Annotated in this window: 11 protein-coding genes; 4 read left to right on the top strand and 7 right to left on the bottom strand. The window is 39.9% G+C overall.

Annotation, left to right across the window (positions count from 1 at the left end; all coding sequences use genetic code 11):
* Genes AC1EU2_RS00330 through AC1EU2_RS00310 form a run of 5 tightly spaced genes read right to left on the bottom strand, consistent with a single transcriptional unit; the run spans position 1 to position 6,127 of the window.
* Complete coding sequence (locus tag AC1EU2_RS00330) at positions 1–1,998, bottom strand: acetyl/propionyl/methylcrotonyl-CoA carboxylase subunit alpha (RefSeq protein ID WP_480296006.1); 1,998 nt, start codon at positions 1,996–1,998, stop codon at positions 1–3.
* A 2-nt stretch (positions 1,999–2,000) separates the two neighbouring features.
* A complete protein-coding gene (locus AC1EU2_RS00325) occupies positions 2,001–2,828 on the bottom strand; it encodes an enoyl-CoA hydratase-related protein (RefSeq protein ID WP_480296005.1) in 828 nt (275 codons plus the stop codon).
* Positions 2,829–2,840: 12 nt separating this feature from the next.
* Complete coding sequence (locus tag AC1EU2_RS00320; RefSeq protein WP_480296004.1) at positions 2,841–4,448, bottom strand: carboxyl transferase domain-containing protein; 1,608 nt, start codon at positions 4,446–4,448, stop codon at positions 2,841–2,843.
* Positions 4,449–4,506: 58 nt separating this feature from the next.
* Positions 4,507–5,676, bottom strand: coding sequence for an isovaleryl-CoA dehydrogenase (locus tag AC1EU2_RS00315; protein ID WP_480296003.1), 1,170 nt, complete (start codon positions 5,674–5,676; stop codon positions 4,507–4,509).
* A 43-nt stretch (positions 5,677–5,719) separates the two neighbouring features.
* The gene (locus AC1EU2_RS00310) at positions 5,720–6,127 is read right to left on the bottom strand and encodes a MerR family transcriptional regulator (protein WP_480296002.1); all 408 of its coding nucleotides are present in this window, start codon (positions 6,125–6,127) and stop codon (positions 5,720–5,722) included.
* Between the two features lie 178 nt (positions 6,128–6,305).
* On the opposite strand from AC1EU2_RS00310, the gene AC1EU2_RS00305 reads away from it, so the two are divergent.
* The 4 genes from AC1EU2_RS00305 (at position 6,306) to AC1EU2_RS00290 (ending at position 13,755) form a co-directional block, all read left to right on the top strand.
* Positions 6,306–8,297, top strand: a complete 1,992-nt coding sequence (locus tag AC1EU2_RS00305; protein WP_480296001.1) for a patatin-like phospholipase family protein — start codon at positions 6,306–6,308, stop codon at positions 8,295–8,297.
* A gap of 306 nt (positions 8,298–8,603) precedes the next feature.
* Complete coding sequence (locus AC1EU2_RS00300) at positions 8,604–10,298, top strand: patatin-like phospholipase family protein (protein ID WP_480296000.1); 1,695 nt, start codon at positions 8,604–8,606, stop codon at positions 10,296–10,298.
* 190 nt (positions 10,299–10,488) lie between these two features.
* On the top strand, positions 10,489–12,027 hold the full coding sequence (gene gndA / locus AC1EU2_RS00295) for an NADP-dependent phosphogluconate dehydrogenase (protein WP_480295999.1): 1,539 nt from the start codon (positions 10,489–10,491) through the stop codon (positions 12,025–12,027).
* 147 nt (positions 12,028–12,174) lie between these two features.
* Complete coding sequence (locus tag AC1EU2_RS00290) at positions 12,175–13,755, top strand: flavin-containing monooxygenase (RefSeq protein WP_480295998.1); 1,581 nt, start codon at positions 12,175–12,177, stop codon at positions 13,753–13,755.
* Positions 13,756–13,792: 37 nt separating this feature from the next.
* Here the strand turns inward: AC1EU2_RS00290 and AC1EU2_RS00285 are convergent, their stop codons facing one another.
* Together AC1EU2_RS00285 and AC1EU2_RS00280 are read right to left on the bottom strand one after the other, a co-directional pair.
* Entirely contained in the window at positions 13,793–14,209 is a 417-nt protein-coding gene (locus AC1EU2_RS00285) for a GNAT family N-acetyltransferase (protein WP_480295997.1), read from the bottom strand.
* 64 nt (positions 14,210–14,273) lie between these two features.
* On the bottom strand, positions 14,274–15,155 hold the full coding sequence (locus AC1EU2_RS00280) for a 1,4-dihydroxy-2-naphthoate polyprenyltransferase (protein WP_480295996.1): 882 nt from the start codon (positions 15,153–15,155) through the stop codon (positions 14,274–14,276).
* Positions 15,156–15,232: the final 77 nt, after the last annotated feature.

Below are 15,232 nucleotides of genomic sequence, written 5' to 3'. Positions count from 1 at the left end.
TTATTCAGCCTCTTTCATATCTAACAGCAATGAACCATCGCTAACCAAATCGCCTGGGTGGAAGAAAAATTCAGATACAGTTCCAGAAAATGGTGCTTCAATGGTGTATTCCATCTTCATAGCTTCCATGACCAATAAGCCTTGTCCTGCTTCAACTTCGCTGCCCACTTCGACAAGGTGAGTCACAATCGTGCCGTTCATCGGTGCCTTGAGCTGATCCGTTCCAGAATCTTCTTGTTCAAGCTCTTGCGCCTGAACCGCTTTAAAGTGGAATTGCTGTGTATTTAAGAAGAGGGTGAAGTTATCTTCAGCTTGAGCAACTTGTAAGTTGAATTGGTGATCCCCAAGTTGCACTTTGAGAATGTCGCCCTGAAGCTCGCCTGAAACATGAATTTGCTCATCATCAAACTTCACATCAAAGCCAGTAGCTGTTTCGCTGATATTGAGCTCAACCAGTTGCTGCTCATCATCAAGCAAACGAACTTGGTGCTGGTTGGTTTGATTGATTCTAAAGCCTGCTAGGGTATTCCAAGGTGACACACTATCGTTTTGAGTGGCTAATGCAGCATTAGCAAGTTGTTGACGATAAAGCACTTGATATAAGCCAGCAATTGCCAGAGTTTTATGGTTTTCTGTTGCTGCAACGGCTAACAGTTCATCTCCGTATCGCTCAATGAAATCTGTACTGAAATTCTCGCCAGCAAAAGCTGGGTGCAAAATAATGGAACGTAGGAACGCAATGTTATGTTTAAGGCCAGCAATTTTGTAATCGTCTAAGGCATTGACCATGCGTTGTAATGCTAAGTCTCTATCTTCATCCCATACAATTAACTTAGAAATCATTGGGTCGTAGAAGTTCGAAATGACGTCAGCTTCACGAATACCTGAATCGATACGCACAAAATGATTTTCAGCTGGCTCACGTAAGTAATCTAATTTACCGCTGGCAGGTAAGAACTCGTTTTGTGGGTCTTCAGCGTAAACTCGAACTTCAAATGAATGACCTTGAATGCGAATTTCATCTTGTTGTAATGGCAGAGTTTGACCTTCAGCCACTTTCAATTGCCATTCAACCAAGTCTTGGCCGGTAACAAGTTCAGTCACTGGATGTTCAACTTGAAGACGTGTATTCATCTCCATGAAGTAAAAGCTTTTATCGGTGTCGAGCAGAAATTCAACCGTACCTGCACCAACATAATCAATGGCTTTTGCAGCCGCAACTGCCGCTTCACCCATTTGCTTTCTGAGGTCGTCAGACAAGCCCGGTGCAGGTGCTTCTTCAACCACTTTTTGATGACGACGCTGCACTGAACAATCACGATCAGAGAGATAAACACAGTTTCCATGTTTATCCGCAAACACTTGCACTTCAACATGGCGAGGTTGGCGTAGGTAACGCTCCATCAATAACTTATCATTACCGAACGACGATGCCGCTTCACGGCGTGCAGAATCAATGGCACCTTGAAGCTCGTCTTGGCTTTCAACGATGCGCATGCCTTTACCACCACCGCCGTAAGCCGCTTTAATCAGTTGCGGGTAACCGACTTTGTGTGCTTCTGTTAGCAGTACGTCATTAGACTGGTCGTCGCCATGATAACCCGGAACTAATGGCACTTTTGCAGCGGTCATGATCACTTTTGCAGCACTTTTACTGCCCATTGAATCAATCGCATCAGAGCTCGGGCCTACGAATTCAATACCTGCTTGCTCGCACTTACGCGCAAAGTCTGCATTTTCAGATAAGAAACCATAACCCGGATGAATCGCTTGAGCACCGCTGCGCTTAGCAACGTTAATAATAGCGTCACCACGTAAATACGATTCAGCAGGGGCACTGCCGCCTAAATAAAAAGCTTCATCTGCTGCGGCAACATGGCGGGCGTTAGCATCCGCATCTGAATATACCGCAACTGTTTTTACGCCCATTTTTTTTGCTGTGGCAATAATTCGGCAAGCGATTTCACCACGGTTTGCAATTAATAGCTTATTGAACATTATTATTTCGCTCCTAGCTCAGTGGTGTTTTCTTGTGCCCAATTTGGCTTACGTTTTTCAAAAAAGGCATTTAGACCTTCTTGGCCTTCTTCGGATACACGAATGCGTGAAATCAAGTCGCTGGTATGCGCTAGGGTATCAGAATTGATTTCACCACTTTCAAGATGTGAAATCAGCTTTTTACACCAATCCATTCCCTGAGGACTGTTGGCAAGCAAAGCATCAATCAAAGGTTGCGAAGCAGCATCTAAATCATCATCAATTTCATGAATAACTTGTAGCTGTTGTGCGGTTTCAGCAGTAAAGCGTTCAGCCGTTAGCATGTAGCGGCGTGATGCTCGGTTACCCATAGCACGAACAACATAAGGACTAATAACCGCTGGAATTAAACCTAACTTAACTTCGCTCAAACAAAAGCTGGCACGCGTGTTAGCAATGGCGATATCGCAACAGCAAATCAAACCTAAAGCGCCACCAAAGGCAGCGCCATTCACTTGAACCAACGTTGGTTTAGGGAACTTATCTAAATCATGCATTAAACGGGCAAGCTCATTGGCGTCAGTGAGGTTTTGCTCAAAGTCCATCTTAGCTTGCTTACGCATCCAATTTAAGTCGGCACCGGCGCTGAAGTTTTTGCCATTTGCTTTTAGTAGCAGTACTTGGCAGTTTTTATTTTGAGCAAATAAGTCGAGTGCTGAAATCAGTTCAGCAATCATGACTTCATCAAAGGCGTTGTGCTTTTCAGCTCGATCTAAAATCAGTTTGCCAACACCATGTTCCAATTCACATTGAATGTGCTGGAAGTTTTTTTCAGAATAAACGTTTGTCATCTCAACACTCCCTTACATGCGGAACACACCAAACTTGGTATCTTCTATTGGTGCGTTGAAAGCGGATGAAAGTGCAAGACCAACCACATCACGAGTTTGTGCAGGGTCGATAATGCCGTCATCCCATAGTCGAGCGCTGGCATGATAAGGGTGACCTGCTTTGTCGTATTGTTCGACGATTGGCGCTTTAAAATCGGCCTCTTCTTGCTCTGTCCACGTTTGGCCTTTGCGAGCCATACCGTCTTTTTTCACGGTGGCTAATACACCTGCGGCTTGTTCACCACCCATTACCGAGATTCGAGCGTTTGGCCACATCCACATCATAGTTGGGTCGAATGCTCGGCCACACATGCCGTAGTTACCTGCGCCGTAACTGCCGCCAATTAATACGGTAAATTTAGGCACAGTGGCACAAGAAACAGCGGTGACCATTTTAGCGCCATGCTTAGCAATGCCTTCGTGTTCGTACTTTTTACCCACCATAAAGCCGGTAATATTTTGTAAGAACAAGAGTGGGATTTTACGTTGGCAGCAAATTTCAATAAAGTGAGCGCCTTTTTGCGCAGATTCTGAGAATAGAATGCCGTTGTTGGCGATGATACCGACAGGATAACCGTGAATTCGGGCAAAGCCACAAACGAGAGTAGGGCCGTAGTTTGCTTTGAATTCATCAAAGTCAGAGTCATCTACAATACGAGCGATCACTTCCTTTACATCGAATGGTTTTTTAAGATCAGTACCGACAATGCCGTACAACTCTTCAATGCTATATTTAGGCGGCTTAACATCAGCAAGCGTGCTTTCTATTTCTTTTTTATGGTTTAAGCGAGATACTGACTTTCGAGCTAACTCAAGCGCATGTTCATCATTTTGTGCCATGTGATCTGCTACACCAGAGATCTTAGTGTGAACCTCGGCACCACCGAGTTCTTCTGCAGTAACTTCTTCACCCGTAGCGGCTTTAACTAACGGTGGGCCAGCCAAGAAAATGGTGCCTTGCTCTTTAACGATGATTGACTCATCTGCCATGGCTGGTACATAAGCACCGCCGGCAGTACATAAGCCCATGACCACAGCAATTTGTGGGATGCCTTTTGCTGACATTTTTGCTTGGTTGTAAAAGATGCGACCAAAATGATCACGATCTGGAAATACTTCGTCTTGCAGTGGTAAGAATGCGCCACCTGAATCAACTAAAGAGATGCATGGAAGGTGACAACGTTCAGCAATTTCTTGAGCTCGAATGTGTTTTTTCACCGTAAGTGGATAATAAGTGCCACCTTTTACTGTTGCATCGTTGGCGATGATCATACATTCAACACCGCTCACTCGACCGATGCCCGTAATAATACCAGCAGCAGGAATGTTGGCATCGTAAACGTCATAAGCGGCAAACTGTGAAAGCTCGATAAATGGAGAGCCTGGATCAATCAGCTTCTCGATGCGTTCACGGGGAGCAAGTTTGCCACGGGAAAGATGACGTTGCATGGCGACTTCGCCACCGCCTTGTTGAATTTTAGCGAGCTCTTGTTGCAGATCAGCAACCAAGTCCGCCATATCATTGTGTTTCTTTTTAAACTCTTCGGTACGAGTATTGATACGACTATTAATGTGTGTCACTGGCTTAATCCTTCAAAACAGAATCAGGAGCTGATGAGCTCCTGATATAAAGGTGAGATTATTTCGTTTCGTTAAATAGCTCACGACCAATGAGCATACGGCGAATTTCTGAAGTGCCAGCGCCGATTTCGTAGAGTTTCGCATCACGAAGTAGACGACCTGTTGCGTACTCGTTGATGTAGCCGTTACCACCTAATAGCTGAATTGCATCTAATGCCATTTTCGTTGCCAGTTCAGCACTGTAAAGAATTGCACCAGCAGCATCTTTACGTGTGGTTTCACCACGGTCACAAGATTTTGCAACGGCATAAACGTATGAGCGAGCTGCATTCATTTGGGTATACATGTCAGCCAGCTTGCCTTGAATCAATTGGAATTCACCTATGGATTTACCAAATTGCACTCGGTCATGAACATAAGGGACAACAATGTCCATACACGCTTGCATAATACCTAATGGACCGCCAGCGAGTACGACTCGCTCGTAGTCTAGACCACTCATTAAGACTTTTACGCCTTCATTTAACTTACCCAGAATGTTTTCTTCTGGTACTTCACAGTCTTCGAAAACGAGCTCACAGGTGTTCGAACCACGCATACCGAGCTTGTCGAGTTTTTGCGCTGTTGAAAAACCTTTGAAGGTCTTTTCAACAATGAACGCAGTGATGCCGTGTGGACCTTTTTCGATATCTGTTTTTGCATAGATAACAAACGTATCAGCATCAGGACCGTTAGTGATCCACATCTTATTACCGTTCAGAATGTACTTATTACCATCCTTGCGAGCATTAAGCTTCATTGAAACCACATCAGAACCTGCATTAGGCTCACTCATAGCCAAAGCACCGATATGTTCACCTGAAATTAATTTTGGCAGATATTTCGCTTTTTGATCTGCATTACCATTGCGGTTTATTTGGTTAACACAAAGGTTTGAATGAGCGCCGTAACTCAAGCCAATAGAAGCAGAGGCACGTGAAATCTCTTCCATTGCAACAACGTGAGCGAGGTAGCCCATGTTGGCACCGCCAAGTTCTTCATCTACCGTTACACCAAGTAATCCCATATCGCCAAATACAGGCCATAGCTCATTAGGAAATTCATTTTCTTGGTCAACTTTTTCTGCTAAAGGCGCAATTTCATTGGTGGCAAACTGTTGTACTGCATCACGCAGCATATCGACGTCTTCGCCAAGTCCGAAATTTAGGCTTGAGTATAATGCGCTCATTTGTAGGGTCCTGTTATTTCAATTTTGTGATTTGTTTCAATTTTTAAATGTTATTATTTTTTGAATTTGACAATGATGCTCTGCACTGTTGTTCAGCTGAATTGAGTTCCATTAATACAACTTTAATGTCGTCCATTTGCTGCTGCAGTGCAGCTTTCTTTTCCTCAATAAGTTCAATCATGGTATCCAGTTGACTGGTACTTGATTTATCAGCATCATACATCTCAAATAATCTGCGAGTCTCAGCCAAAGAAAAACCTAAACGCTTGCCTCTAAGGATTAACTTTAGACGTACTTTGTCTTTTAAGTTGTAAACTCGAGTTTGACCTCTTCTTTGTGGCTTCAATAAGCCTTGGTCTTCATAAAAGCGAATGCTTCTGGTAGTGATATCAAACTCTTTTGATAAGTCACTGATTGAGTAGCTACTAGGAGAATTACTGATTACGCTCATCGAACTGCCATTTCAAAAAATCATTTAGTAGAAAGGTACAGGAAGTTTACGTAAAGGTAAAGTTTGCTGTGTTGGTTTGACCTATATAACTTCAACGTAAATTAAAGTTAATTCATTTAAATAGCTGATTTATAATATTTATGTTAACAGTAGATTACGGCTTAATTATGGCTTATGTATGGCGAGCATACCTGCTTCAGTCAGTAGTACTTCTTTTGTTCCTAAATCATGCGAGTGTAATTATACTCGGGATGAAGCATGTCAAATAAAACTTGGCAATAAAGATTATTACGTTACTTTTGATCATATAGGTCGAGCTGTCGGGATAAATTCAACACGACCAAACACCCAAAGGATTCATGATTCAGGTTTGCATTTTCACCTTGGTCTACTTAAAGAAAAATCTAAACATGATGTGCTTAAGTATTTCAATTCACGAGACGTTACAAAGATTTATGCCCGTCAACAAGAAGCTAGGTTGCGACCTGAAATTACTGAGCAAGACCGGTATGATTCATTATGTCTATCTGGAGGGGGAGCAAGAGGATTTGGCTATACTGGTGTTTTTAAACAATTAGGCAATCAGCGTCTTGTTAATGATATCAAGGAAGTTTCAGGTAGCTCTATTGGAGCGTTAGCTGGACTACCTATTGCTTGCGGCTTAAATGCAGATGAAATATCAGATTTTGTTGCGAATTCTGAACCTCATTTTACAGAAGCATCAATATACAAGAATGCCCACAATGCAATTAAACTTAAACTAAAGCCTCACCAGGCTGATATTTTTGACTTCCTTCAGCAAAACGAATTGCCGCTTGTCGATTCCTCAGGCCTAAACATAAAAAAACATGATTGTCCGAATGCACTTGATTGTTTGACCTTTAAGCAACTTGATTTGCTACGCTCGTCATCATCTGAAAGTGTATTGCCAGCAATTCATGCATTAAAATTAAAAAAACTAATCATTATTGCTACCGATAATGTGACCAAAGAAGAAGTTGAATTATCTGCTAGCAACTCTCCTCACTTGGCATTAGCCGATGCTGTTAGAGCGAGTTGTGGTTACCCAATAAAAATCGGATCAAAAAAAGTTCCTGCATCTTTAATCAAAAGCTGTAATCCTAATTTTTCTGATAAAGAGGCTGCAAAGAAATACATATCGCTCAGCGATGGTGGGAGCACAAATAATACTCCTCATTTATATATCAGTGGAAGAAAAAAGCTTGTCGTTGCATTTCATACAGCAGAGCAGAGAATGAAAAGAAACAATCTCACTGTTTCAGAACGACTAATTCAAGGCGTCATTGGTGTGCCTCTTTTTGAACATGAGAGGTACGACCTTAAAGGTGCTAGTAACGACTCCTCTGTATCATTGTTCTTTCTTGACAGTTCAATCGGTTCTACTGATGTTAAAAAAGCCACAAAAGACTTCTTTCTAATTGAATTAGATATAATGAAGCAGTTCGCTGAATTTGAGAACGGACGAAAAGTTATTTTAAAAAGGATACATAACTTACCTAGCTCAGAAGTTAATTTAACGGTTTCAACCGAGTGTTTTGTTCCATTCTCGTCAGTGAAACTTCCGCCGGAGTTAGACCAAACACCGCAGTTTACTTATTTTGGAACTTATCAATCAAATACTGCCATAGATGAAGATTTCGGTTACACACTGAGTGCTGATTTTGGTGATGATTTTTTTGACTCTTTGAGTACCGAGCAAATAATAGATGATGAGTTGGCTGCCAGTAAAGCATTTATAGATTTAAGTTACCAAAATGATAGTGACGCCTTGTCGCAAGATTCATATGTTAGTAGTACTTCGGGATCTTATGACGTTAATAAATCATCCAAGAGTACATCTTTATACGGATCGACCTCTTCGTCTTTTCCATGTAACAGTCTAGATCAAGACAATTGGCTTTTACTCAATCCAAGACTATCAGGAACTCAAATGGTGAAAAGTAGTACTGCTCCGAATGGATTAACAATTGACCATGTCAAACAAATTGAAGACAGTAAAAGTAAGAAATACTACGAAAGTAGAGCAACATTAAAACGTGTAGGAGAACAATCGACTAGCAAAAAACGTAGACCAGCATCAGCTGGTGTGAGAGGAGAGTTACCTAAATCAAGCCAATTTGATAGAGATAATTTGATTTTAGAGTATTAGGGGTTGTCTATCTTTGTTGATATTTTAGGATCGAATTTTGTGCTATTTGAGCGTGTATGTGATCACAATATAGTGCAGGGAATACCCAACAGTAACGAAAGTTACGCTTGTCAGTAATAGCTATGCTCTAAAAGTTTGTTCTTATATTGATACATCAGTTGATTAATCAAAATCATTAGTTCGAGTTTATAAATGATTAAATGCTCTTATCGTTTATTAAACATAAAATTAAATTCAGTTAATGTGTTAAATGCTCTAGTTAAAAGTGGTTAATATGTAGTCTGTGTTTTCTTGGTTTTAAATGGTATGGCCAATCCAATAACTAATTCTTCAATTGCAGCTGATTATAATGAATTGATGTCGCTTACTGAGACTTCCTTAGTTAGTGAACCCCCTCAAAAAAATCAAGACATAAAAAGTGTGAGAATAAACTCGTATGCACAAATCAAAAGGGATGCTATCCAATTTGTTCAAGTTAAAAATAGAATGTATAAAGTGCAATTTGACGAACTGAGTACAGCTATTTCAATTGAATACTTGAATGGCTTAAATACTTCAGATGATATACATACTCAAAGTGTCGTAACATCTGGACAATACTATATTTGTGATGAAAATTTCTTTTTGAATGAAGCTACGTTTTTAGATGATATTAACAGCGAAAACGTTTTGAGAGAATATGATGTCAAACTTACAAGTACAAAATACAAGGATGGAATAGAATCTTTCGATGGTATTTGTTTCGCAGGTGGTGGTGCAAAAGGCGTTTTTTATATAGGAGCTTTAGAAGCGATTGGTGAACAAGAACTTAAGGACGTTAAAGCTGTCGCAGGTTCATCCGTCGGCTCTATGTTTGCTGCGGCAGTCGCTACAGGTGCTTCGGCTAAGCAGCTTACAGATTGGTCCGTCCATTCAGAAATTAAACTGAGAGCTGAAACAATAGAAGGTCTTGCGAGAGAACTAGTATCGATAGGGTTAGCAGAGCAGATAAAAGTCGTCAAAGAAATATTATTCTACAGTGGCTGCCCTTTATATCATACTGAAACTGGAAAGATTTTTAATTGCTATGACGATAATGTCGATGTGCATCAACTTGAGCATTTAACGTTTAAACAACTGAGGATTCTAGTTGAACGCTGTAAAGATGATGTTCATTGCCCTTTAAACGCATTAGGTTTAAAGGAATTAACCATTATCGGCACCGCTAATGAAAAGTATGAGATCGAATTTTCCGCAACTAATAGTGGTGACGTTCCTATTTATCAAGCCATTTTAGCGAGTTGTACATTCCCTTTTAATTTTGTAATGCCTGCGGTTGAAATTCCAAGTTCAATGTTTAAGAAAGTCAGAGGGGTTGCAGGGGCTACTTTAAAATTTACAGATGGTGGGCTTACAAATAATTTACCTCATGCTTACGTTAAAGGCGAAAAAGTGTTAACTCTTGCTTTTGCTGAACTTGAGGAAACTAAGGATAAAAGCTGCACGCTATACGAAAAGGGTCTGCAAGTCGTTTTAGGTTGTAAAAATTCAGAAAATGAAAAGTATGACGTAATCACAGCAATGCATAACCCCAATAGAGAGGTTCATTTCATAGAAAATCGCGGGCGGGTTGACACATTTGATTTTGAGAAAGCTGCGGCAAAACCATATCAATATAAATGGATTGCAGCAAAAGAATTTAGAGAAAAGCGGTTAAAAATGATCGCCGAAAAGAAGCTTAAGCATCAAGAGTTTCTGGCAAAGCGTCAAAAAGACAAAGGTGAAGAGGGTGATGAAATTGATGGGAAAGTCATTGATATTACGAAAGATAGAAGCCGAGTTCGAGCCAGTAAGTTAAAACATGATGTTGATCTGAGCTCACAACCAAATAGCTTTGATCCAGAGCAGTTTGAGTCAAGGCTCAGGCCGGTTCAAGCATCCATTTTACCCCAAAAAAGGCCTTTAGAAAGTGATCCATTGACCCCTTATTTGAATCACAAAAAGTTTTTAACAAGGTCTTAAATAGTTAGCTTTATTTACAATTATGAAATTTGTTTCCATTCGTATGCAATAGTCATGAGGGGTATTACTGAGTATAATCCGGCAAATTTGATTTTAATCGCACTAATTTTTGTAATATTATAAAATTAATGTTGATTTTTTGTTGAAAAATTACATCTTGAGCTCTAAATGCTCATGCGGGTCACTACGAATGAACAACCACTCTCCTAAACATGATATCGGGGTTATTGGCCTTGGTGTTATGGGAAAAAATCTTGCCTTAAATATTGCAGATAATGGCTTTACTGTTGCTGCTTTTGATCTTGATGGACAAAAAATAGAACAACTTATCAATCAAGCTCGGGTAGAAGAAGAAGCATATAATATTGAATCAACAAACCGAGTCAGTGGTTATTCGAATATTAAATCTTTAGTTGAGTCATTAACGCTGCCACGAAAAGTGTTGCTTTCAATTCCTGCTGGCAAACCCGTAGAAATGGTTTGTCAGGCATTAATTAAAGCGGGTTTAGAAGTTACAGATATCGTTGTTGATACTGGCAATAGCTTGTGGACTGACACTGTAGAAAGGGAAAAACAGTATAAAGATAACTTTATGTTTTTCAGCTCTGCGGTTTCAGGTGGTGAAATTGGAGCTCGATTTGGCCCATGTTTAATGCCAAGTGGCTCAGAAGAAGCGTGGAAGCACATCGCACCGATTTGGCAGGCGATAGCGGCCAAAGTTGATGCAAAGACAGGTTTACCAATAGAAAGAGTTCAACCAGGCCAGACCATAAAAGAAGGTGAGTCATGTGCAGCTTATATTGGTGAAGCTGGTGCTGGCCATTATGTCAAAATGGTGCATAACGGTATTGAATATGCTGACATGCAACTGATTTGCGAGGCTTACCATATCTTATCTACTGGCGTTGGTTTCTCAGCACCAGAAATTGGTGAGATATTCAGTGAATGGAATCAAGGTAAACTGAACAGTTACTTGATGGAAATTACTGCTGATATTCTAAAACAAACAGACTTGAAGACTGAAAAGCCATTAGTTGAAATGATTTTAGATAAAGCAGGCCAGAAAGGCACTGGGTTATGGACCGCAGTAAGCAGTTTGCAAATAGGTGCACCAGCCCCAACGATCGCTGAAGCTGTGTTCGCTCGTGCAATCAGTAACCAGAAAGGCATACGAATTAGATTAAACCGATCTACAGATCGAGTGGCACAGTCTGAATTGTCTAAAAATGAAAAATTACAAATCATCTCAGACATTCAAAATGCACTGTATTGCGCAAAAGTATGTAGCTACGCCCAAGGCTTTCAATTGATGGCTACTATGGGGAAAGAGCAAAACTGGCATCTTGATTTTGCTAACATTGCTAAAATTTGGCGTGCAGGCTGTATTATTCGTGCATCTTTCTTGCAGCAAATTACTCAAACGTTTGAAAAACAATCTGATATTGAGCATTTATTATTGTCTAAAACGTTTTTAGATGAGTTATCTAATGCTCAACATTCATGGCGTAAAACAGTGAGCTTTGCGGTGTTAAATGCGATTCCTACTCCTTGTATCAGCTCAGCATTAAATTATTTCGACGCATTTACCACTGAAACATTACCGGCAAATTTGCTTCAAGCGCAAAGAGATTACTTCGGGGCTCACACCTACGAGCGAGTTGACGCCGAAAAAGGTGATAGATTTCACACCGAGTGGAGCTCAACAACTCGAAACGAAATAAAGCTATAATTACCTTCCATTAATCAAGTCTTCAATGTTTGTTGAAGACTTGAACTCCACATCTTCCTCATTACTGTTAACGGTGTAAAAAGCAGCTCAGAAAATTCTTTCATATACTTCTCTTTACGCAAGGTTGTATTTTCGAAGGATTTCATAATGAAAAAGGCGTGTGTTATTGGGGCTGGTCTCTCCGGATTATGTTCGATTAAAGAGTTAAAAGAAGTTGGCATTGATGTGACTTGTTTTGAAAAAAGTCACTATTTCGGAGGTGGCTTATCGAAACGGAATGATTCGGGCACCACTTACGAATCGTTAATGTTAACGGTTTCTAATTACTTCATTGCTTTTTCTGCACATCCTATTGCTCTCTCTGAGGGGCGGCGATATTGGACATCTTACGAATACGAAAGATATTTAGAGAGCTATATACGAGAGTTTTCGTTATATGACCATATTCAATTTGGTATCACAGTGAACAGTGTTGATAAGTTGGAGTTGGGCTATAGGGTTATGTTCGAGGATGAAAAAGGGCGAATATTGGAACGCTTTTTTGACTATGTGGTGGTATGCACTGGTACCAACAGGGTTCCAAATAAAGTTAAGTTACCAAATGAAGCCAAATTTAAAGGTAAAATTATACATACCAGCGAATATAATACCGCAGAAGATTACAAAGGTGCTTCAGTAGTCTGTATTGGTGGCGGTGAGTCAGGCGTTGATATTGCTCATGAAATTTCTCAGTTTGCTAAGGATACAGTGCTGCTTACTCGTGATACTCCATCAGTTATTCCACGTTGGATTCGTCAACAAACAAATGATGCATATGCTTCACAATCTTTCGACCAACTAGGTGCAGATTTTTCAAGTTTATTTATGAAGCTCAAAGCAATGTGGAATTTGAGGTTTAATAAGAATATTGCCGAGAAAGAACGTTACCTTCACCAATATACACTGAGTTGCGCCTCAATGTTTAATCGGTTTTTGACGAAAAATGATAATTTTATCGATAGCATTGTAGAGGGGAAATTAAGGCATATTATTTCTCCTATTAAGCAATTGGATGAAGAGGGGATCCTCCTAGAAAATGGTGATTACTTTCAGGCAGATGTTATTGTGCTTAATACTGGATACAGTGAAGACTTCTCTTTTCTAAATTCAATATTAGATGTGAAAAATGTAAGAGATTTATATAAGCATATGATTTGCCCTGATGTGGGCTCTTCTTTAGCCTTCATCGGGTGGGTAAGGCCTTCTCAAGGAGGTGTTCCAGCGTGTTCTGAGATGCAAGCTAGGTACTTAGCTCAATTATTAGTTGGCAACTTGGAACTGCCAAAGGTTAAGCAACTACGAAAATTAATATCACTCGATAAAGAGTATGAAGAGCGGTTGTTTTATAGGAATATAAGGCTCTCTGGGTTAGTTAATTACCATCAATTTATGCGCTCTTTGGCTCAATGTATAGGATGCCAGCCACATATAAAGTGGTATTTAAACCTGCGATTGGCGTATAAATTGTGGTTTGGTAGCCACTTAAGTAATTTTTATCGTCTTAATGGGGTTGGAGCTAAACCTTATATCTCGAAAAGAACAATTCTTGAACAACCGGTTGCTCCTTCTTTGGCGAGAAATATCTTGGTAAGTATTCTAGCAATCTTAAGTAAGTTTTCCTTAAGTAAAAAAATAGCACAGGCTAAAGAAGCAAAACTTGAGGATAAAACAAAGAATGAAGCTTATTGATATTCATCAAGAAGCTTCTGTTAACTATAAGAGTTTATTAGACATAAGTTTTCATTAGAAAATATCGGTCATGATCTTCTGTTACACCAGGGACTTTACCGATAACTTCAAAACCTAACTTTTGGTAAAACGCAGGTGCTTGAATTGATAACGTATCGACCTGAGCTGTAATGCAGCCTCTTTTTATTGCCTCAACTTCTGCTTGTTCCATTACTTTACGACCAAACCCTTTGCCACGATGAGATTCATCAGCCCAAAGTACTTCAACAAGAAACTGTTTATAAATCGTTCTTCCTGAAACTCCTGCAACGATTTTGCCTTCGTTATTCTTTAAGGTGACGGAAAGAGGACTCGATTTCTCTGTGCCGAGCTTTTGAAAGTTGTATGCGCGTACACCTTCGACAAGATTCGAAAAAAGAGTTTCATCTTCCTCGTGTTTAATTTCAATATCCATATTTTTATTCCTTTTAGAGCAGGCATTTTATTTGAAGAAGGCTTAACTAATTTAATCGAGAGAGTTAGCTCAAATGTTGATATAAATAACTTAAACTAAAACATAAGCTTGTAAGCAGAGTGAGCTTGCTGGTGGATTCTAGAATATTGTTAAATTCTTTACCAGATGCATTTTCGAAACGCTTGCTGATGATTTGGGCATAAAAGACCCAAATGCCTGTAAAGAGAACGGGTAATCCTTCCCATAACCCTAAGAAATAGCTAAAAAAGAGTAATGCAAAAGCACCAAGTGTCATTGCTCGGAACATTGGAGAACACATTTCTTTGGTCAGTTTAACGGCGAGAGTATGTTTTCCTGCTTTAATGTCAGTTTTAATATCTCGAGTATTATTGGTGAACATAATGGCAGCATTTAACAATCCAAAGATTACCCCCATGACCCAAGATTGCAATGACGTGTCTTGAGTGTGTAAATAGTAACTCCCCACTACAGCTATAGGCCCAAAAAACACGAAAACAGTTACTTCCCCTAAAGCAAAGTTAGCCAGAGGGTATTTTCCTCCACTGTAGAGCAGCGCACAAATTATCGATATTAGCCCTAAAATCAAAATCCACATATCACTATGTGCGACTAATATTAAGCCCGAAATAATTGCTAGTGATATTGAGGCTACAATGCCGAATTTCATTTTTGTGGGTGAGATAAGCCCTGACTGGCATGCTCGTATTGGACCCAAACGTTCGTTAGTATCAATTTGATGTTTATGGTCGAAGTAATCATTCGCAAAATTTACTGTAATTTGTAAACAAAGTGCACAAATCAAACTACTGATGGCGATGAGCCAGCTATATTCACTTGAATGGAAAGCTAAAGCATTTCCAACTAAAACGGGACTGAATGAAGCGGCAAGGGTTTTAGGGCGAATGGCGATGATCCAAGGATTCATTGAAACAACTGGTTAATTTAAAATGTGCGTTATTGTACTGTTTCCCTTTAAGATTGTAACGTTAATGATCATTGCGA

This window comes from Parashewanella sp. 2304DJ23-3 (assembly GCF_056591695.1).
The sequence above is the reverse complement of the archived record's forward strand: the minus strand, read 5'-3'. Positions and strand labels throughout refer to the sequence as shown.

What these genes read in the sequence shown, in the direction of transcription:
- AC1EU2_RS00305 (WP_480296001.1), top strand. Translation starts at nt 6,306, where the DNA reads ATGGCGAGCATACCTGCTTCAGTCAGTAGTACTTCTTTTGTTCCTAAA.
- gndA (WP_480295999.1), top strand. Translation starts at nt 10,489, where the DNA reads ATGAACAACCACTCTCCTAAACATGATATCGGGGTTATTGGCCTTGGT.
- AC1EU2_RS00290 (WP_480295998.1), top strand. Translation starts at nt 12,175, where the DNA reads ATGAAAAAGGCGTGTGTTATTGGGGCTGGTCTCTCCGGATTATGTTCG.
- AC1EU2_RS00285 (WP_480295997.1), bottom strand. Translation starts at nt 14,209, where the DNA reads ATGGATATTGAAATTAAACACGAGGAAGATGAAACTCTTTTTTCGAAT.
- AC1EU2_RS00310 (WP_480296002.1), bottom strand. Translation starts at nt 6,127, where the DNA reads ATGAGCGTAATCAGTAATTCTCCTAGTAGCTACTCAATCAGTGACTTA.
- AC1EU2_RS00315 (WP_480296003.1), bottom strand. Translation starts at nt 5,676, where the DNA reads ATGAGCGCATTATACTCAAGCCTAAATTTCGGACTTGGCGAAGACGTC.
- AC1EU2_RS00330 (WP_480296006.1), bottom strand. Translation starts at nt 1,998, where the DNA reads ATGTTCAATAAGCTATTAATTGCAAACCGTGGTGAAATCGCTTGCCGA.
- AC1EU2_RS00280 (WP_480295996.1), bottom strand. Translation starts at nt 15,155, where the DNA reads ATGAATCCTTGGATCATCGCCATTCGCCCTAAAACCCTTGCCGCTTCA.
- AC1EU2_RS00300 (WP_480296000.1), top strand. Translation starts at nt 8,604, where the DNA reads ATGGCCAATCCAATAACTAATTCTTCAATTGCAGCTGATTATAATGAA.
- AC1EU2_RS00325 (WP_480296005.1), bottom strand. Translation starts at nt 2,828, where the DNA reads ATGACAAACGTTTATTCTGAAAAAAACTTCCAGCACATTCAATGTGAA.